Origin of the sequence: Nostoc sp. NMS8, from assembly GCF_017115045.1 — a bacterium.
In the GTDB taxonomy this organism is placed as follows: Bacteria; Cyanobacteriota; Cyanobacteriia; order Cyanobacteriales; family Nostocaceae; genus Nostoc.
On sequence record NZ_JABXKK010000093.1, the window covers coordinates 63,734 to 79,481 of the forward strand.

At 41.0% G+C, this 15,748-nt stretch carries 15 protein-coding genes and 1 pseudogene; 12 read left to right on the forward strand and 4 right to left on the reverse strand.

Features of this window, described 5'->3' with window-relative positions; translation table 11 throughout:
- The first annotated feature begins 147 nt into the window (after positions 1–147).
- From lpdA to HWQ39_RS20730, 4 genes are all read left to right on the forward strand, one after another.
- On the forward strand, positions 148–1,572 hold the full coding sequence (gene lpdA, locus HWQ39_RS20715; protein WP_292849105.1) for a dihydrolipoyl dehydrogenase: 1,425 nt from the start codon (positions 148–150) through the stop codon (positions 1,570–1,572).
- Between the two features lie 97 nt (positions 1,573–1,669).
- Positions 1,670–2,560 carry an indole-3-glycerol phosphate synthase TrpC gene (gene trpC, locus HWQ39_RS20720; RefSeq protein WP_292849107.1) on the forward strand — a complete coding sequence of 297 codons (891 nt, stop codon included), beginning with the start codon at positions 1,670–1,672 and terminating at the stop codon, positions 2,558–2,560.
- Between the two features lie 243 nt (positions 2,561–2,803).
- Positions 2,804–3,055, forward strand: a complete 252-nt coding sequence (locus HWQ39_RS20725; RefSeq protein WP_179069134.1) for a DUF5340 domain-containing protein — start codon at positions 2,804–2,806, stop codon at positions 3,053–3,055.
- A gap of 256 nt (positions 3,056–3,311) precedes the next feature.
- The gene (locus HWQ39_RS20730) at positions 3,312–3,980 is read left to right on the forward strand and encodes a carbonic anhydrase (protein ID WP_292849109.1); all 669 of its coding nucleotides are present in this window, start codon (positions 3,312–3,314) and stop codon (positions 3,978–3,980) included.
- Positions 3,981–4,341: 361 nt separating this feature from the next.
- On the opposite strand, the gene HWQ39_RS20735 is transcribed toward HWQ39_RS20730, so the two are convergent.
- A complete protein-coding gene (locus tag HWQ39_RS20735; RefSeq protein WP_229460123.1) occupies positions 4,342–4,500 on the reverse strand; it encodes a YqaE/Pmp3 family membrane protein in 159 nt (52 codons plus the stop codon).
- Positions 4,501–4,641: 141 nt separating this feature from the next.
- Positions 4,642–4,989, reverse strand: a complete 348-nt coding sequence (locus tag HWQ39_RS20740) for a translation initiation factor (RefSeq protein WP_292849112.1) — start codon at positions 4,987–4,989, stop codon at positions 4,642–4,644.
- A gap of 281 nt (positions 4,990–5,270) precedes the next feature.
- Here HWQ39_RS20740 and trpB point away from each other — a divergent pair, with 281 nt between their 5' ends.
- From trpB to HWQ39_RS20770, 6 genes are all read left to right on the forward strand, one after another.
- Complete coding sequence (gene trpB, locus HWQ39_RS20745; RefSeq protein ID WP_292849114.1) at positions 5,271–6,506, forward strand: tryptophan synthase subunit beta; 1,236 nt, start codon at positions 5,271–5,273, stop codon at positions 6,504–6,506.
- Between the two features lie 32 nt (positions 6,507–6,538).
- Positions 6,539–7,696: a class I SAM-dependent methyltransferase gene (locus HWQ39_RS20750; RefSeq protein WP_292849116.1), complete on the forward strand. Its 1,158-nt coding sequence runs from the start codon at positions 6,539–6,541 to the stop codon at positions 7,694–7,696.
- An 89-nt stretch (positions 7,697–7,785) separates the two neighbouring features.
- On the forward strand, positions 7,786–8,073 hold the full coding sequence (locus HWQ39_RS20755; RefSeq protein ID WP_292849118.1) for a hypothetical protein: 288 nt from the start codon (positions 7,786–7,788) through the stop codon (positions 8,071–8,073).
- 7 nt (positions 8,074–8,080) lie between these two features.
- Positions 8,081–8,479 carry a CAP domain-containing protein gene (locus HWQ39_RS20760; RefSeq protein ID WP_366932289.1) on the forward strand — a complete coding sequence of 133 codons (399 nt, stop codon included), beginning with the start codon at positions 8,081–8,083 and terminating at the stop codon, positions 8,477–8,479.
- A gap of 298 nt (positions 8,480–8,777) precedes the next feature.
- Positions 8,778–9,326 carry a CAP domain-containing protein gene (locus HWQ39_RS20765; RefSeq protein WP_292849120.1) on the forward strand — a complete coding sequence of 183 codons (549 nt, stop codon included), beginning with the start codon at positions 8,778–8,780 and terminating at the stop codon, positions 9,324–9,326.
- A gap of 89 nt (positions 9,327–9,415) precedes the next feature.
- Positions 9,416–10,045 carry a ribonuclease H-like domain-containing protein gene (locus HWQ39_RS20770; protein ID WP_292849122.1) on the forward strand — a complete coding sequence of 210 codons (630 nt, stop codon included), beginning with the start codon at positions 9,416–9,418 and terminating at the stop codon, positions 10,043–10,045.
- A 349-nt stretch (positions 10,046–10,394) separates the two neighbouring features.
- Here the strand turns inward: HWQ39_RS20770 and HWQ39_RS20775 are convergent.
- Together HWQ39_RS20775 and HWQ39_RS20780 are read right to left on the reverse strand one after the other, a co-directional pair.
- Positions 10,395–10,841, reverse strand: a pseudogene (locus tag HWQ39_RS20775) (rhodanese-like domain-containing protein); the annotation flags it as partial.
- A gap of 193 nt (positions 10,842–11,034) precedes the next feature.
- The gene (locus HWQ39_RS20780; protein ID WP_292849124.1) at positions 11,035–13,398 is read right to left on the reverse strand and encodes an NACHT domain-containing NTPase; all 2,364 of its coding nucleotides are present in this window, start codon (positions 13,396–13,398) and stop codon (positions 11,035–11,037) included.
- Between the two features lie 459 nt (positions 13,399–13,857).
- On the opposite strand from HWQ39_RS20780, the gene HWQ39_RS20785 reads away from it, so the two are divergent.
- Together HWQ39_RS20785 and HWQ39_RS20790 are read left to right on the forward strand one after the other, a co-directional pair.
- Positions 13,858–14,577 (forward strand): response regulator transcription factor, encoded by a 720-nt coding sequence (locus HWQ39_RS20785; RefSeq protein WP_179065717.1) that lies wholly within the window; start codon positions 13,858–13,860, stop codon positions 14,575–14,577.
- Between the two features lie 178 nt (positions 14,578–14,755).
- Positions 14,756–15,742 carry a protein rep gene (locus HWQ39_RS20790; RefSeq protein ID WP_292849126.1) on the forward strand — a complete coding sequence of 329 codons (987 nt, stop codon included), beginning with the start codon at positions 14,756–14,758 and terminating at the stop codon, positions 15,740–15,742.
- Positions 15,743–15,748 lie beyond the last annotated feature (6 nt).

Genomic DNA, 15,748 nt, shown 5'->3' on the forward strand with positions numbered 1-15,748 from the left:
GAACAGTCAACAGTAAACAGTCAGGGTAATGTAAGGTAAGGGATTTAGAATTCAGCGATAAAACTGATAACTGATAACTGTTAAAAGGGTTGCGCTGATTGTCGGTCAAGTTGAGAATAAATAGGCGAAGCAGACGGGGAAACTAACGTGAGTCAAGGATATGATTACGATTTAGTAATTATCGGCGCTGGTGTAGGCGGACATGGCGCAGCCTTACACGCCGTAAGTTGTGGTTTGAAAACAGCAATTATTGAAGCTGCTGATATGGGAGGAACCTGTGTTAATCGGGGCTGTATTCCTTCTAAAGCGCTGCTGGCAGCATCTGGACGTGTGCGGGAGTTACGCAATGCCCACCACCTCAAGTCACTGGGAATTCAAATTGGTAGCGTAGAATTCGATCGCCAAGCGATCGCTAATCATGCTAACGATCTCGTCTCGAAAATTCAAGGCGACTTAACCAACAGCCTCAAACGTCTAAAAGTCGATATCATCAGAGGTTGGGGAAAAATCGCTGGGGCGCAAAAAGTCTCTATAACTGGAGACGGTGGTGAAAAAACCATCACAGCCAAAGACATTATCCTTTCGCCCGGTTCAATTCCTTTTGTGCCTCCAGGGATTGAAGTAGACGGCAAAACTGTCTTTACCAGCGATCAAGGTGTCAAGTTAGAGTCTTTACCAGACTGGGTGGCAATTATTGGTAGTGGTTACATCGGTTTAGAATTTTCTGATATTTACTCAGCTTTGGGTTGTGAAATCACCTTGATTGAAGCCCTAGATCAGTTAATGCCAGGATTTGACCGCGATATTGCCAAACTTGCCGAACGGGTGCTAATTACTCCCCGCGATATTGAAACGAAAGTCGGAATATACGCCAAAAAAGTTATCCCAGGTTCACCTGTGGTAATTGAGTTAGCAGATTTCAAAACCAAAGAAGATGTAGATGTCATCGAAGTAGATGCTTGCTTAGTAGCTACTGGACGCATCCCAGCCACCAAAAATCTGGGTTTAGAGTCTGTGGGTGTGGAAGTTGATCGGCGGAATTTTATTCCAGTAGACGATCGCATGGCAGTGCTATCAGCAGGTGAAGTAGTGCCGCATTTGTGGGCAATTGGCGATGCTAATGGGAAGATGATGTTGGCACATGCGGCTTCTGCTCAAGGCATCATCGCGGTAGAAAACATAGTTGGGAGGGAAAGAATAGTAGACTATCGCAGCATCCCCGCAGCAGCGTTTACTCACCCAGAAGTCAGCTATGTGGGCTTAACTGAAACAGCAGCTAAAGAGTTGGGACAAGCCGAAGGGTTTGAAATCGCCACAAGTAGGAGTTATTTCAAAGGAAATTCCAAAGCTTTAGCAGAAAATGAAGCCGACGGTATTGCCAAAGTGATATATCGCAAAGATACCGGAGAAGTCTTGGGCGTTCACATTTTCGGACTGCACGCCTCAGACTTAATTCATGAAGCGTCAGCCGCGATCGCCAACCGTCAATCTGTCCAAAGCTTGGCACATCTAGTTCACGCCCACCCGACACTCTCCGAAGTCTTAGACGAAGCTTATAAACGAGCCATTTAGTCATTTGTCCTCTGTCATTTGTCCTTTGTCAATAAACAAGGACAAATGACCAATGATTAATGACCAATGACTAATGACCAATGACCAATGACTAATTATGCAAATCCGTCGTCGTTCACCTAACCCAGCTATTGACGTATCAATATTACGTTATCAGGCTGCCGTGCCTGATGCAGCGCCAAACAACATTTTGGAAGAGATTGTCTGGCAGAAAGAAGTAGAATATGACCAAATGCGGGAAAAGGTTCCTTTGCAAGAATTGGTGAAACAGGTACTCACTGCACCGCCAACCCGTGATTTTGTCGCCGCCTTGCGTCAAGGCAGGACTAAACCAGCATTGATTGCCGAAGTTAAAAAAGCTTCACCTAGCAAAGGCGTTTTACGAGCAGATTTTGACCCAGTAGCGATCGCCCTTTCTTATCAACAAGGTGGTGCTAGTTGTCTTTCGGTGCTAACAGATGTCAAGTTTTTTCAAGGCAGCTTTGACAATTTAGCCAAAGTTCGGGCTGCCGTAGATTTGCCCCTACTGTGCAAAGAGTTTATTATTTATGCTTACCAGATATACTTAGCGCGGGTTCAGGGTGCAGATGCTATTTTGTTGATTGCAGCTATCCTGGGCGATCAAGATTTGAAATACTTCCTGAAAATTGCTAACAATCTGAAAATGGCAGCCTTGATTGAAGTCCATAGCTTGGCAGAACTTGACCGTGTGTTAGCTTTGGATGGAGTCTCCTTGGTAGGAATCAATAATCGCAATTTGGAAGATTTCTCTGTTGATCTGCAAACTACTTGCGAACTTTTAGCTGCAAGGGGTAGCCAATTGCAGGAGAAAAACATTCTGGTTGTCAGCGAGTCAGGACTACACAACCCAAATGATTTGAATTTGGTGCTGACAGCAGGTGCATCCGCTGTACTCATTGGAGAATCTTTGGTAAAACAACCAGATCCCGGCGCTGCGATCGCCAATATATTACCGAGGAATTTCTGAAAAGTTACACCTCCCCTGCCCTAAAAGGCGCAGGGCGACTGCACAAAATAGTTGGCAATTGGGCATACTATGCGTAGATACGCAGCACTTTGCCATTAAATATCATCAATATCTTTGCCAAATCTTCATTGCTAATCAAATAAAAGCCATAAACAACTAGTTATTTCTTATGTAACAATTCATTAATAAGAGACAAACTCGGACTGACAAAAAATACCAAATATGAAATCAAAATTTAACTTCATGGAGCAAATCCCTCTACCTTCACCTATTCATTACGAACTTATACTTCAACTCTTAGAAAGACAAACTATGTTAGCGGTAAATGATAATCCAGATTTACGGCATCAGGTGAATCAGCTAATTATTACTCTCCGTAAAGCTGCTGTACAGCAAAAGCGACTAGAAGAAATTTGTGAGTTTTCCTCTGTAACTATTGATCACCGTTGGTCAATCAACCATCATCACGATAACAAAGTTGTTGCCCCCGATTGAAGATTCTTTGTGAAGTTATCTTAGCTATCATCAGAAAGTTTTTCTGTGTATTAAAGGAGTCAGCACTTACAAGTTACACCGCACTTACTCGATAAACGCTATAGCTTTTGAAAATTTATACAAAAATAATATTAATGCTGTAGAAAATAATTTTCATCTTGAGAATATTTTAGCTCTGAAAAAGTTGATCTTGATTTAAAGAAAACTGTAGATAAGTTAAAATATTGATGAGATTCTCTCTCGAATTTGACGAAAGATGAAATATAACAGCATTGATGAACTCTTCAGAAATAATCAGGCTTGGGTTGCCGAGAAACTAGCTATAGATCCAACTTACTTTGAAGAATTATCTAGCGGACAAACACCACCTTTTCTATACATTGGGTGTTCTGATAGTCGTCTGGCATTAACAAGCTTTACCCGTACAGAACCAGGAGAGTTATTTGTACATCGTAATATTGCCAATCAAGTTTCTCTAACGGATATAAACTTTTTAGCTGTTTTAGAATACGCAATTTTACATCTGAAAGTGGAACACGTGATCGTTTGTGGTCACTATGACTGTGGAGGAATTAAGGCTGCTTTAGAAGGAAGAACCATTGGAATTCTCGATAACTGGGTAAATCCGATTCGGGAACTGTATTTAGAGAAACAAGAAGAAATTGATGCCTTGCCAACAAGAGAAGAACGTCTGAATCGTTTGGCGGAAATCAATGTTGTGGCACAAGTGAAAAATCTTTACCAAACTTCCATCATGCGTCAGGTAATCCATCAGCGAAAAGCGCCTATGGTTCACGGCTGGGTGCTAGATATACGTACTGGATTAATCAAAGATTTGAACGTATCAACTGTGCAATGGCAATTACATATCTGCCCCTTACTTCTAGAGTTTAGACTGTATGCGATGTTAAAGAATGAGAGCTAACTCAGCATTTCCCGCCACAAACAAGCCTAAATTTGAAACTTCATAAATACTATTTTTACAACCCCTATTTAGATATTAGATTTTATTGGGTAGTAACTTATTAGGGTTTGAGACGCGCTAGCCCTGATAAAACAATATAGTTCAGATAAGCCCAAAACCCATGTAGAGACGGCGATTTATAGTGTCTCAAAAACCCAAAATTGTTGCCAGTAGCCCTTAACCCAAGCCTATTGAACTATAAAATAGTTAATCTCATAACCTTTTTCATAGAGGCAATTCATAAATTGCCTCTACACCAACCGACATTCCTCAGAATTAGTAACGCCAATATTGGTACACTCAACCTATCTTTTACAAAGAATTATTTTTTAGTAATTATCCACACTGCATGAATAATTCCAGGAATGTAACCAAAAAGCGTCAAAAGGATGTTAATCCAAAAATCTATACCAAAACCTACTTGTAAAAAAACTCCCAAAGGCGGCACGAAAATGGCACACAGAATCCGAACTAAATCCATTTAAACCTCCTGTTAATCTCACAAAAAGCAGCTTGCTGGCAAAGTAATTTACTACTTTTAAAGCATACTTGTACCTTTCAAAGATAACATTCTCTCTGTTAATCTAGGTCATACTTAAGATGCGGGAAACCACACTTAACATTAGCCACCGCTAATTTTGGCTTTGTAACCTAGCTTAGTCAAAATCTCGACAATTTTCTGCTTGTGTTCACCCTGAATTTCAATTTCGTTATCTTTAGCTGTCCCGCCAGTGCCACACTGAGTTTTCAACTGCTTCACCAAATCTGCCAAGGTTTCCGGTTTGACTTGAAAACCACTAACCACTGTGACGGTTTTCCCTTTGCGTCCTTTGCGGGAAGCTTGTACTTTAAGATTTTGTTGTTGTGCGGGCAGTTCTGGAATGGGTCTTTCTGTAGCGGCTGAGTTGTCGTTGCCAAATTCGCGGTAGACAAAGCCTTTGTCGGAAGATTTGGGATTGGAAGAAGACATAAAAATGAATGTTTAAGAAAAATTTCAAAGGCAGTGGAAACTTCTACGTAACCATTTTGCTGGGATGTCAATTTCTAGGCTAACATCACAAATCCCTTGTAAGGGAGGCGGGAAGAGGCAGAGGGGCGGGGTGCGGAGGGGAAAATTCTCTCTTACTCCCAGTTCCCTTGCTTCTTACCGCCTCCCTCATCACCCCACTCTCCATGCCCAATGCCCTATTCCCCAGATATGCCCCAGACTTTCTATAATAATTAAGTCATTCCCGTCATCAAAAACAGCCTGTGACTACTACTCCTCTATCTCCAAGTTCAATTGCTCAAGTTCCAGATACGCTAGGCCGCTTTGGACGCTTTGGCGGTAAGTATGTACCTGAAACGCTTATGCCTGCCCTTGCTGAATTAGAAACAGCTTATCAGCTATACCGCAATGATCCTAGTTTTCAAGCAGAACTACAGCAGTTGTTACGGGACTATGTAGGACGTGCGACACCATTATATTTTGCTGAACGCTTGACTGCTAATTATGCCCAACCCGATCGCACCGGGCCACAAATTTACTTAAAACGTGAAGATTTAAATCATACTGGCGCTCACAAAATCAATAATGCTCTGGGTCAGGTATTGTTGGCAAAACGCATGGGTAAGCAGCGGATTATTGCCGAAACAGGTGCGGGACAACATGGAGTTGCGACAGCTACGGTTTGCGCTCGTTTTGGGCTAAAATGCGTGATTTACATGGGTGTTCAAGACATGGAACGCCAAGCTTTAAATGTGTTCAGAATGCGGTTGTTGGGGGCAGAAGTGCGTCCAGTAGAGGCGGGAACCGGAACTTTGAAGGATGCTACTTCTGAAGCAATTCGGGATTGGGTGACAAATGTAGAAAGTACTCACTACATTCTGGGTTCAGTAGCAGGGCCACATCCTTACCCAATGATGGTACGTGATTTCCATGCAGTTATCGGCGAAGAAACTCGCGCCCAAGCAATAGAAAAGTGGGGTGCATTGCCTGATATTCTTTTGGCTTGTGTGGGTGGTGGTTCCAACGCGATGGGACTATTTTATGAGTTTATTAATGAGTCTTCTATACGATTAATTGGGATTGAGGCAGCCGGAGAAGGTGTTAATACCGAAAAACACGCAGCAACCTTGACAAAAGGACGAGTTGGTGTATTGCATGGAGCAATGAGCTACCTGCTGCAAGATGAAGATGGGCAAATCATTGAGGCACACTCAATTAGTGCCGGGTTAGATTATCCCGGTGTGGGCCCAGAACATAGCTATTTAAAAGATGCTGGTCGCGCTGAATACTATAGTGTGACGGATGCAGAGGCTTTAGAGGCATTCCAGCGATTATCGAAATTGGAGGGGATTATCCCGGCATTAGAAACAGCCCATGCGATCGCCTACCTAGAAACCCTTTGTCCTCAACTAACTGGCAGTCCTCGGATTGTCATTAACTGCTCTGGACGCGGTGATAAAGATGTACAAACAGTAGCTAAGTTATTATATCCGGCGTAAATCTACGTAAAATACTGGGAAAAAAGCAATATATGGATCAACAATTCAAACACGCGATGCTACTGCAACCCACTCACGACGAGTTAGCACGTCAAAACTTTGTGCAAAGTCTAAAAATGCACATTTTCAGGAATATCTCTCCTGGTAATAAGGTAGTTTATGAAAAACTAGGCAAGCCGAGGTTTGAACAAGAACATCAGCGTCCTCCCCAGAATCGTTATGAAATTCGGGAAGTAATGCAGCACGAACCCTATTATCGTTGGACTAGTGCCCTCAAGCGCATCAACCAGGAGATGTTATGGGATGCTGTAAATGCCAACGTTGACAGACAACTACCAGAGTTGATTGAACGTGCCAAAGATAAAGGTGATGAACTGGGTACTTTAACCCTTGACTCAAATTTTGAAATACCTACTCATCAAAAAGCTGTAGATATTCACTGTATGCCTGGCGGATATCACAGTGAATTCACCACTGATGATGTCACTGCCGGCGCAACCTACGATCGCGGCGTTTATGTTTATGGTCTAGGTTGGTTGGGCCCCCTGAACGATGATATGGGGCTATCTATAGTTCAAAACTACCTACTATCAGAACATCCTGACTTTCGACCGAGAAAAATTCTTGATATGGGATGTTCTGTTGGCAATAGTACATTACCTTATGTAGATGGTTTCCCAGATGCAGAAGTCCATGCTATAGATGTGGGTGCATCTATACTGCGTTACGCTCATGCAAGAGCCGAAGCTTTGGGAAAACGGGTACACTTCTCTCAGCAAAATGCCGAACACACTAACTTCCCTGATGAATCATTTGATTTAGTGGTTTCTCATATTTTGCTGCATGAAATTCCCCCGCCAGCCATCCGTAAAGTTATGCAAGAATCTTATCGTCTACTGGCTCCTGGCGGCATGATGATCCATGTGGAAGCACCCCTTTATCGTCACATGGATGTTTATACGCAGTTTATTTTTGATTGGGAAACCGCTAACAACAACGAACCCTTCTGGAGTGCTGCACGCGATTTGGATTTGGTATCGCTAGTTACTAAGGCTGGTTTTGCCGCAGATAAGGTCTTCGAGAAATTTGTCCCAAATGGAGCGTGGAAAGACAAGGTAACGAATGGACTATTTAAAAATGGGAACTCAGGCAGCCGAGGCACTTGGTTTGTAGTTGCTGCAACTAAGTAATAATTCGTAATTCGTAATTGAGAAAGTCGGATTTTCTCTAGGTTTCCGGCTTTTTTGTGTAGTCTTATTTTTGGAGAATTGATATTCGGATGGTAAAAATAGCTAAGGGTAAACGGCCTGTTTACTTAGAAAATCCACAAACTGATAAATTGTTAGCGATCGTTATGGCTTTGGCTGGCGAGGTATCTGTGCTGCATGATCGGCTGGACACAATTGAAAGGTTGCTAGAAGTTAAAGGGATTTTATCGGCTACTGAGATTGAAGCTTATGAGCCGGATACCACAGTAACTAAGGAACGGGAACAGTGGCGGGCAGAATATATTGCTAGGGTGTTACGCGTGTTGCAGGAAGAGTTGGAAACCCTTAACCAAAGCTAGTCTTTCAATGGTAGAACCTAGCATCAATGTTGCTGCTCTAGAACAGTCAATTTTCAACCAAATTAATAGCTACAGAGTTTCTCAAGGGCTACCAGCGCTGACTCGTAATGCTGCGATCGATAATCAAGTCAGGATTCACAGTCAGAACATGGTTAATGGCGCAGTTACCTTTGGACATACGGGATTTTCACAGCGAATTACAGCAATCGGTATTTCTTACAAAGCCGCTAGTGAAAATGTCGCTTTTAATCAGGGATATAGCGATCCTGCCAAAATAGCTGTTGAAGGATGGCTTGAAAGTCCAGGGCATCTTGCCAATATTAGAGGTAATTACGATCGCACAGGAATTGGTGTCGCTAGTAACAGTAGAGGCGAAATCTACTTCACACAAATTTTCCTTCGCTGATCTGATCGTTTTGGCGAAATTGAGGTTTTTTCTGAAATTCTCTGTTAATGTAAACTACATCTAATTTGCATATCTCATATTAATTCCTGAAAATCTTAAATTTTCAGCAAAATTAACCGTGCTTTTCATGAAGTTGACTATTGCAGTATTGACAATTACAAATGATTGTTTGTCTTCCTTGTAAAGGATGTAGCCAAATTGCCGAAATTCATCAATCCTTAATAGTATTGTGGTGCATATCGTCGGAACAATGAGCTAAAGTATAAGTCTTATATCTCTACACATTACGCAATTCTCCATGTTCCGACAAACTGCTTTTGGCATCGCTTTAAGTGCGCTTGTCCTTGCTAGTGGATTAACGACTGTTCCGATACCAAATCATACTTCTACAAATACATCCACCCGTAATAAGCTGTTGTCGCTTTTTTCTAGTCAGGTTGCAATATCGACTCCTACTTTTAAAACTACTGAGCTAGAAAAATCAGTATTTGACCAAATTAATCGATATCGGGCTTTTAAAAGGCTACCAAAGTTGGTTTTAAATGCAAATTTAACTCGACAGGCAAGAATTCATAGTCAAAATATGGCTAAAGGTAAAACCCCATTTAGCCATCAGGGATTTGAAGGACGAGTCAAGGCTATCCCTATTCGCTACAACAGTGCGGCGGAAAATGTTGCTTTCAATCGGGGATATAGCAACCCTGTAGAGGAAGCTGTTACTGGTTGGATCAAAAGTCCTGGGCATCTAAAGAATTTGAAAGGAAATTATAACCTCACTGGAATCGGCGTTGCTACTAATAATCAAGGTGAAGTCTACCTGACACAAATGTTTTTTCGCACTAGGTAGATTTAATTTTTGATTTTTCTGCACAATAATAATGTAGTGTCTGACAAGACTTTTGTTTGCTGGACACTGCTATTTTTTTTAAAAGATTGATGACATTACAAGATTTTCAGGTGAGCGATCGCGATCTCAGTGACGCAGCCCTTAGCCAGTATTTAGAATCAACTGCGATCGCAGTTGATACAGAGACAATGGGATTATTGCCACTGCGCGATCGCTTGTGTCTCGTCCAACTGTGCAATCCAGAGGGGAAAGTAGCTGTAATCCGCATAGCTAAAGGACAAACTGACGCGCCCAACTTAAAAAAACTCTTAGAAGCAGTCAATGTCGTAAAAGTGTTTCACTTTGCTCGATTTGACTTGGCTACTTTGCGAGCTAATCTGGGGATTCAGGTTAGTCCTGTTTTTTGCACTAAAATTGCTAGTAAATTAGCCCGTACTTACACAAATCGCCACGGACTCAAAGATGTGGTGCAAGAGTTAGAGCAAGTGGAACTAGATAAAAGTTCTCAAAGTTCTGATTGGGGTAATGCCGCTAGTTTATCTGAAGCTCAACTAAGTTATGCTGCAAATGATGTGCGCTACTTACTTAGCGTCCAACAGAAGCTAACAGAAATGCTCAAACGAGAAGAACGTTGGCAAGTTGCTCAAGAATGCTTTAAATTCCTGCCAACGATAGTTTCCCTAGATTTGTCGCAATTTAAGGATTTGTTTGAACATTGATCAAATAGTAAATGGGGAGTAGGGACAAGAAATTCTTATTGCTTGTCATCCAGGCTAGTGGTCTGTCCCATTAATTTTGTTGGGCTGCTAGATCCCCGATTTCTTGAAGAAGTCGGGGATCTGAACAGTTATTTTTTGCCTAAGAGCCAAAGTTGGAATCATCAGTGTCTTTAGGAGTTTTAGATTCATCAAGATTTTCCTTAAGGTTACTGGCTTGCTCTTTAATGCCTTCCTTGAGGTTACTTGCTCCTTCTTGAATACCTTCCTTGAGGTTACTAGCTCCTTCCTGAATACCTTCCTTAAGGTTACTGACTCCCTGCTTAATGGCTTCCGTGGTGCTAGCACCTCCCTTTTGGAGATTTTCTTGGTGGTTTTTTAGCCGATCTACAACATTGTAGTCATCTGCACCAGGGGGAGTTCTTGATTCAACAATCCCTTCTGTTGGGCCACCAATCTCCTTCCATCCAGCAAGACCACCTTTGAGTTCGGAGACATGCTCAAATCCATTAGAACGCAGTTGTTGTGCGGCTTCGGTAGTTTCTTGCTCATTAGCGCCGTAAACGTAAATATCACGGCTTTTATCCAAAGAAGATATTGCACGCTCTACCAATTCATCTATTGGCGTTGGTATCGCTCCCAGGATGTGACCTTGGTTGTAGGTCGTGCGATCGCGCACATCTAATATTGTAAAAGCTGGTTCGCCCCATTCCAGACGAGTCTTTAGGGCATGAGCATCAGATTGTGCTGGTGTTGGTGGCTGTGAGGGAATGATGCCGCCTACTGGATTATTAGTCATAACTGCTCCTTGCTGACGATATTAATAGCAATTTAACGGCTCGACATATTTAATTGCTCTTTCGCTGGTATGATTATTGTCTAACCCTTTACTCATATATAGCGATCTGTGCAGAGTTACGAACAAAAAGATCGCCGACTTCTTGAAAATGTTTAATGAATTGATAAAAATATTAGTTTAAAATGTAAAATATTCAGCTATTAATATAAGAATTGCGTACCTTTTCAATATCCGCGATCGCTAATAATAATGTCTCCTCAATCTCCTCTCGCACTCTTGCAGTTACATCAGCAGAACTATTGAGGCAATCTACTAACAATTTATTCACATCGTAATATTGCTGAAGTAATTCTTTTTGCTGTTTATCGAATTGCCAATCGTAACCAATATTGCGATAATTAATCAGTATATCTCTTAATTGTTCACCCCAGACTTTCCCATTAGCTTGCCACCATTCCCTAAACTTCTCTGGATTGCTGTCTATAGATGGCAGTTGTTTTTGAAGTTTTTGCAACACTTGTTTCAGTTTCGGATTAACAACAAGATCAACAGTTTCATCAAAGGCAATGGCAAAGGCATGAGCATGATCGAGGGCATCATTGAGGCTATGCTCAAAGGCAAAATCAAGTTCGTTAATACAGGCAATAGTACTAAATAGAAACTCATCAAGAGCAAGGTCAGGGTCAAAAGCGATGTTACCAACAAGGGCGTACTCAAGGTCATAACCAGAAGGATAAACAAAGGCGCGATGTGAACTTTGTTCAACGCAAACCAGGTAAAAAGCCCGCACGGCTGCTGCTTTGTAGTGGGTAGATATGGAACTAGATTTTTGATGCAGCCAGGTTAGAAAATACTGTAATCTCTTGTCTTCAGCTACTAGCAAATCAGCTTTTTGCTTCATAATCTGTAGAATATCATCAGAATTTGCCAACATACCAACAGTTAATAAAAATACTTCTTGCCAGCGCTTTTCAGTTATATGATTAACCAGATTATTCCAATTTTGGACTTGAGGAAATTCAACAAATTTTCTAGCTGTAAAATACTTTTGGAGCGTCAAATGAGAAAAGGAGTAAATTTCTTGTGCCCTTTGTACCAATAAACCATTTTGTACTTCAATCTCCTTCAAAACCACTTCTTGAACTAGCTGCGATTGAGTTACTTCTGAATGAACTCCGGCGAAAGTATCCAGACATTCAGCAATAAGTTGCAGAATCTTTTCTTTTTCAAAAAAGTAATCTCCATGCTCAAAAGTTATAGCCGCAAGTTGATAAAGTAGCTTTTTTTTGCTGACTATAGTCAAATTATAACCAACGCGATCGCGTTTAATACCTCTAATTTCATCCCATCTGAACATCAAAATATTCAGTGCTTGTTCATATAACTTCGCTGGCTTTAAGGAGAATCCATCTTTTACTTGGAACACTAGGCAAATCCAATGCAACAGTATTGGAGTAACTGCTAATTCTCGGATATGCTGATTTTCTGGTAGATGCAGCTGATTAATAAATAAATTTCCTATGACTTCCCCATCTTCCCTGGAATTAAAAGCAACTGCAACAAACCAATTTTTGGCAAAAATTTCTACTTGCTCTTGATCAAAGTCTGCCACCTCAACTTCAGTAAATCCTTGAAATCTGTATTTATGGGCAGCAATCCGACAACTAATAACAAACTGATTCCGATAAAAAGTCTGAGCAAATCTACGAATTTCTCTTGTGACTTTATCTGCTTTTTCTACTGCTACTTCATCTAATCCATCTAGCAAAATCAGCAGTTTTCCCTCAGCTAGCAGAATTTTGGTTGATTCTTGTTCAATACCGGAATTGATAAATTCTTGAATGATGTAGTTTAATAGATTCAATTGGCTGTCAGTTTTAGCATCTTCAGCAAATTCTTTTATCCTAATAAAAACTGCAATGCGGTTTGCCTGAAACTTGCCTTTATTACACTCAATCGCTAAATATTGTAAAAATGTGGTTTTACCCGATCCTGGTTTACCCAGCACCATTAGTTTTGAGTGCCGCAATACCACTTCTAAGCCTGGTAATTTTCTCTGACCATTGTATCCCCCAAACTGATTAAAATTTGATTCAGATTTGAAGTCTTTCAACAGGTCAGAAATTTCTCGCCATTGCAGGTTAGTTATCTTCTCTAAAACATTAATATCGGTGTAAATATCGATCAGTTGGACTGTCTGGGAAATATCCAACATTTGCAAGGTGCTGCACTGGTCTTGAATTTTGTCTTGGCGTTTTTGCCGCACTTCCCGCACCAGTGTATCGAGATCAGCACTTTTGAATTGCGTTTTAGCAGTTGTCTCAAATGCCACATCTTCAGGTAAGCCAGCAACCTTTTGCCAAGATAACCCTAACTGTTGGCAAATTTGTACAAAACAAGAACGAGAAACCGACTCACCTGCAAAAAATTTGGAAACTGGTTGACGTGTAATGCCTAAAACTGTTGCTAATTTATGCTGACTCCAAGTTTTGTCTGTTAAGGCTGTTTTTGCTGCCCTTGTGCCTTCTGGTGATGCTCTCAGTCCTTGGCTGGTCATAGTCTCAGGCTGAAATTTGTAGTATAGTATATACGTAAGAGGGTAGCTATATGTAAATACACTAGGGTAGATTTGCTTCAAGAAAGCATACTTGCTAGCTAAAGTCCAGTTAGGTAAATAGGAGTTGAAAATCTAGATTGACCGATCTAACGTCGCTTTTGGATGTGTCTTTAGACTACTTGCGGTTACGGAGATAGTTTATAATTATACTTAAACCTAAGTGTCAAGCTTTACAGCTATATAAAACAAATTCAAAATTATACAAAAATCATACAACAGTCATACATTTTATGAGCATTACAATGGCTGAAGTTTTTATAGACTTCATGGAAAATTAATTGTATACAAATACTACAGTAGCGATCGCACTCAGCAGAGACGTGCGTGAATACACTCTCAACAACACGTAAAGCCAAACTGACACAACAGCGAATTGCAGAATCTACAATAGGCAGCATTATGGTTATGATTACCGATACGACTCCCAAAATTCTGATTGTTGATGACGACTTCGGCGTGCGAAATCTCGTCTATCGTTTTTTAAGTCGGAAATATCAAATAGAGTCGGCAGCAGATGGCAAGACGGCTTTATCGTTGTTTGAGCAATTTAACCCAGCTTTAGTAATTCTGGATTGGAATTTGCCAGATGTTACTGGTTATAGCCTCTGCCAAGAAATGCAGAGTCGTACTAATGTTTTAGTGCTAATACTGACTAGTAGGACTGATGAGGCTGATAAAATTAAAATCTTAAGCGCGGGTGCTGACGACTTCATGACTAAACCATTTAGTCTTGCAGAAGTTGAAGTTAGAGTCGAAGCTCTTTTGAGGCGGATACGCTACATCAACCCCTCGCCAACACAACGGATCGTTTTCAAGCAGTTAGCAATTAATCCAGAGGGTCGAGAGGTAACACTTAACGATAAGCCTCTGGCTTTAACAGCACTGGAATTTAATATTTTACATTTTTTAGCAAGTCATCCTAATCAAGCTTGGAGTCGCCCACAGTTAATTCAAAAAATCTGGGGTTGCGACTACATAGGAGATGGACGAGTGGTTGATGTGCATATTGGTCAGTTGCGTAAAAAGATGGAAGTTGATACCAGCGTACCGGAGTTTATTAAAACTGTGCGGGGTTATGGTTACAAGTTTGAAGCACCCGATGAGATTACTAATTCCTAATTCGTAATTAATGAGTACTTTCACCATTGTTTATTAATGGAGACAAAAAGCGCATTTATTGATGGGATAATAATTCTCAATTATCACGACATCTAATTTACTTAAATACTTTTACTGAGGCTTGATCGTATAACTTGCGTTAATTTGGGGCGTTAATACAAACTGATTTGGTGATTTAGTGTCTGCTCTAGCCTCAGACAGTAGCTTTATTGCTTTTAATATATCGTCTAAAGATAAATCCCAACGAAATCAAAATTTACTGAGCTTATCAGAAGTTTCCCCTATTGGTAAAATTTGGGATAAGCACAGAGCGAATACTGATAAAGTCTTGCACTATTACGCCAAAGCAGACGAACATTATTTTCAGCAGTATGCTTGGCGCATGAAAATGTGTTCCGAGTTGCTGGAATTTCAATTAGTCCCAAACGAATCGGAAGGTATTCTCAAGTTAAAGCTATCAGATACCCGATTCTGTAGGGTTCGTCACTGTCCGATTTGTCAGTGGCGGCGATCGCTCATGTGGAAAGCAAGGGCTTGCAAAATTCTCCCACAGGTTGTAACTGATTACCCCAAGTACCGTTGGTTGTTTGTTACCTTGACTGTAAAGAATTGCCAGATTGAGGAACTCAGGAAAAACTTGGATTGGATGAATAAGGCTTTTAAGCGATTCACTGAATTGAAAGCATGGCCTGCAAAAGGCTGGGTGAAGTCTACAGAAGTAACTAAAGGTAGAGATGGAGTCTCAGCACACCCGCATTTACATATTTTGGCAATGGTGCCGCCTTCGTATTTCAGTCATGGCTATCTTTCTCATACCAAATGGGTAGCGTTGTGGCAGCAGTGTTTACGGATTGATTACCAGCCTGTCGTTCATACTAGCGCGATCGCAAAGCATCATAACCCGTCATTACTTATCCCTGAAATTCTCAAGTATCAGGTGAAAGAGTCAGATTTAGTAGGTGATAGAGAATGGTTTCTAGAGTTAACCCGTCAACTGCATAAAAATAGAGCGATCGCTGTTGGGGGTATACTCAGGCAGTATATGCGGGAATTAGAAGAGAAAAACCAAGACCTCATTGATGAGAGTGAAGATATAGATGAGGTAGATGGAGAAAGTTTGTTTTTCCGATGGGAGCGCAAGTTACAAAGATTTAATATAGAGTGATAAATA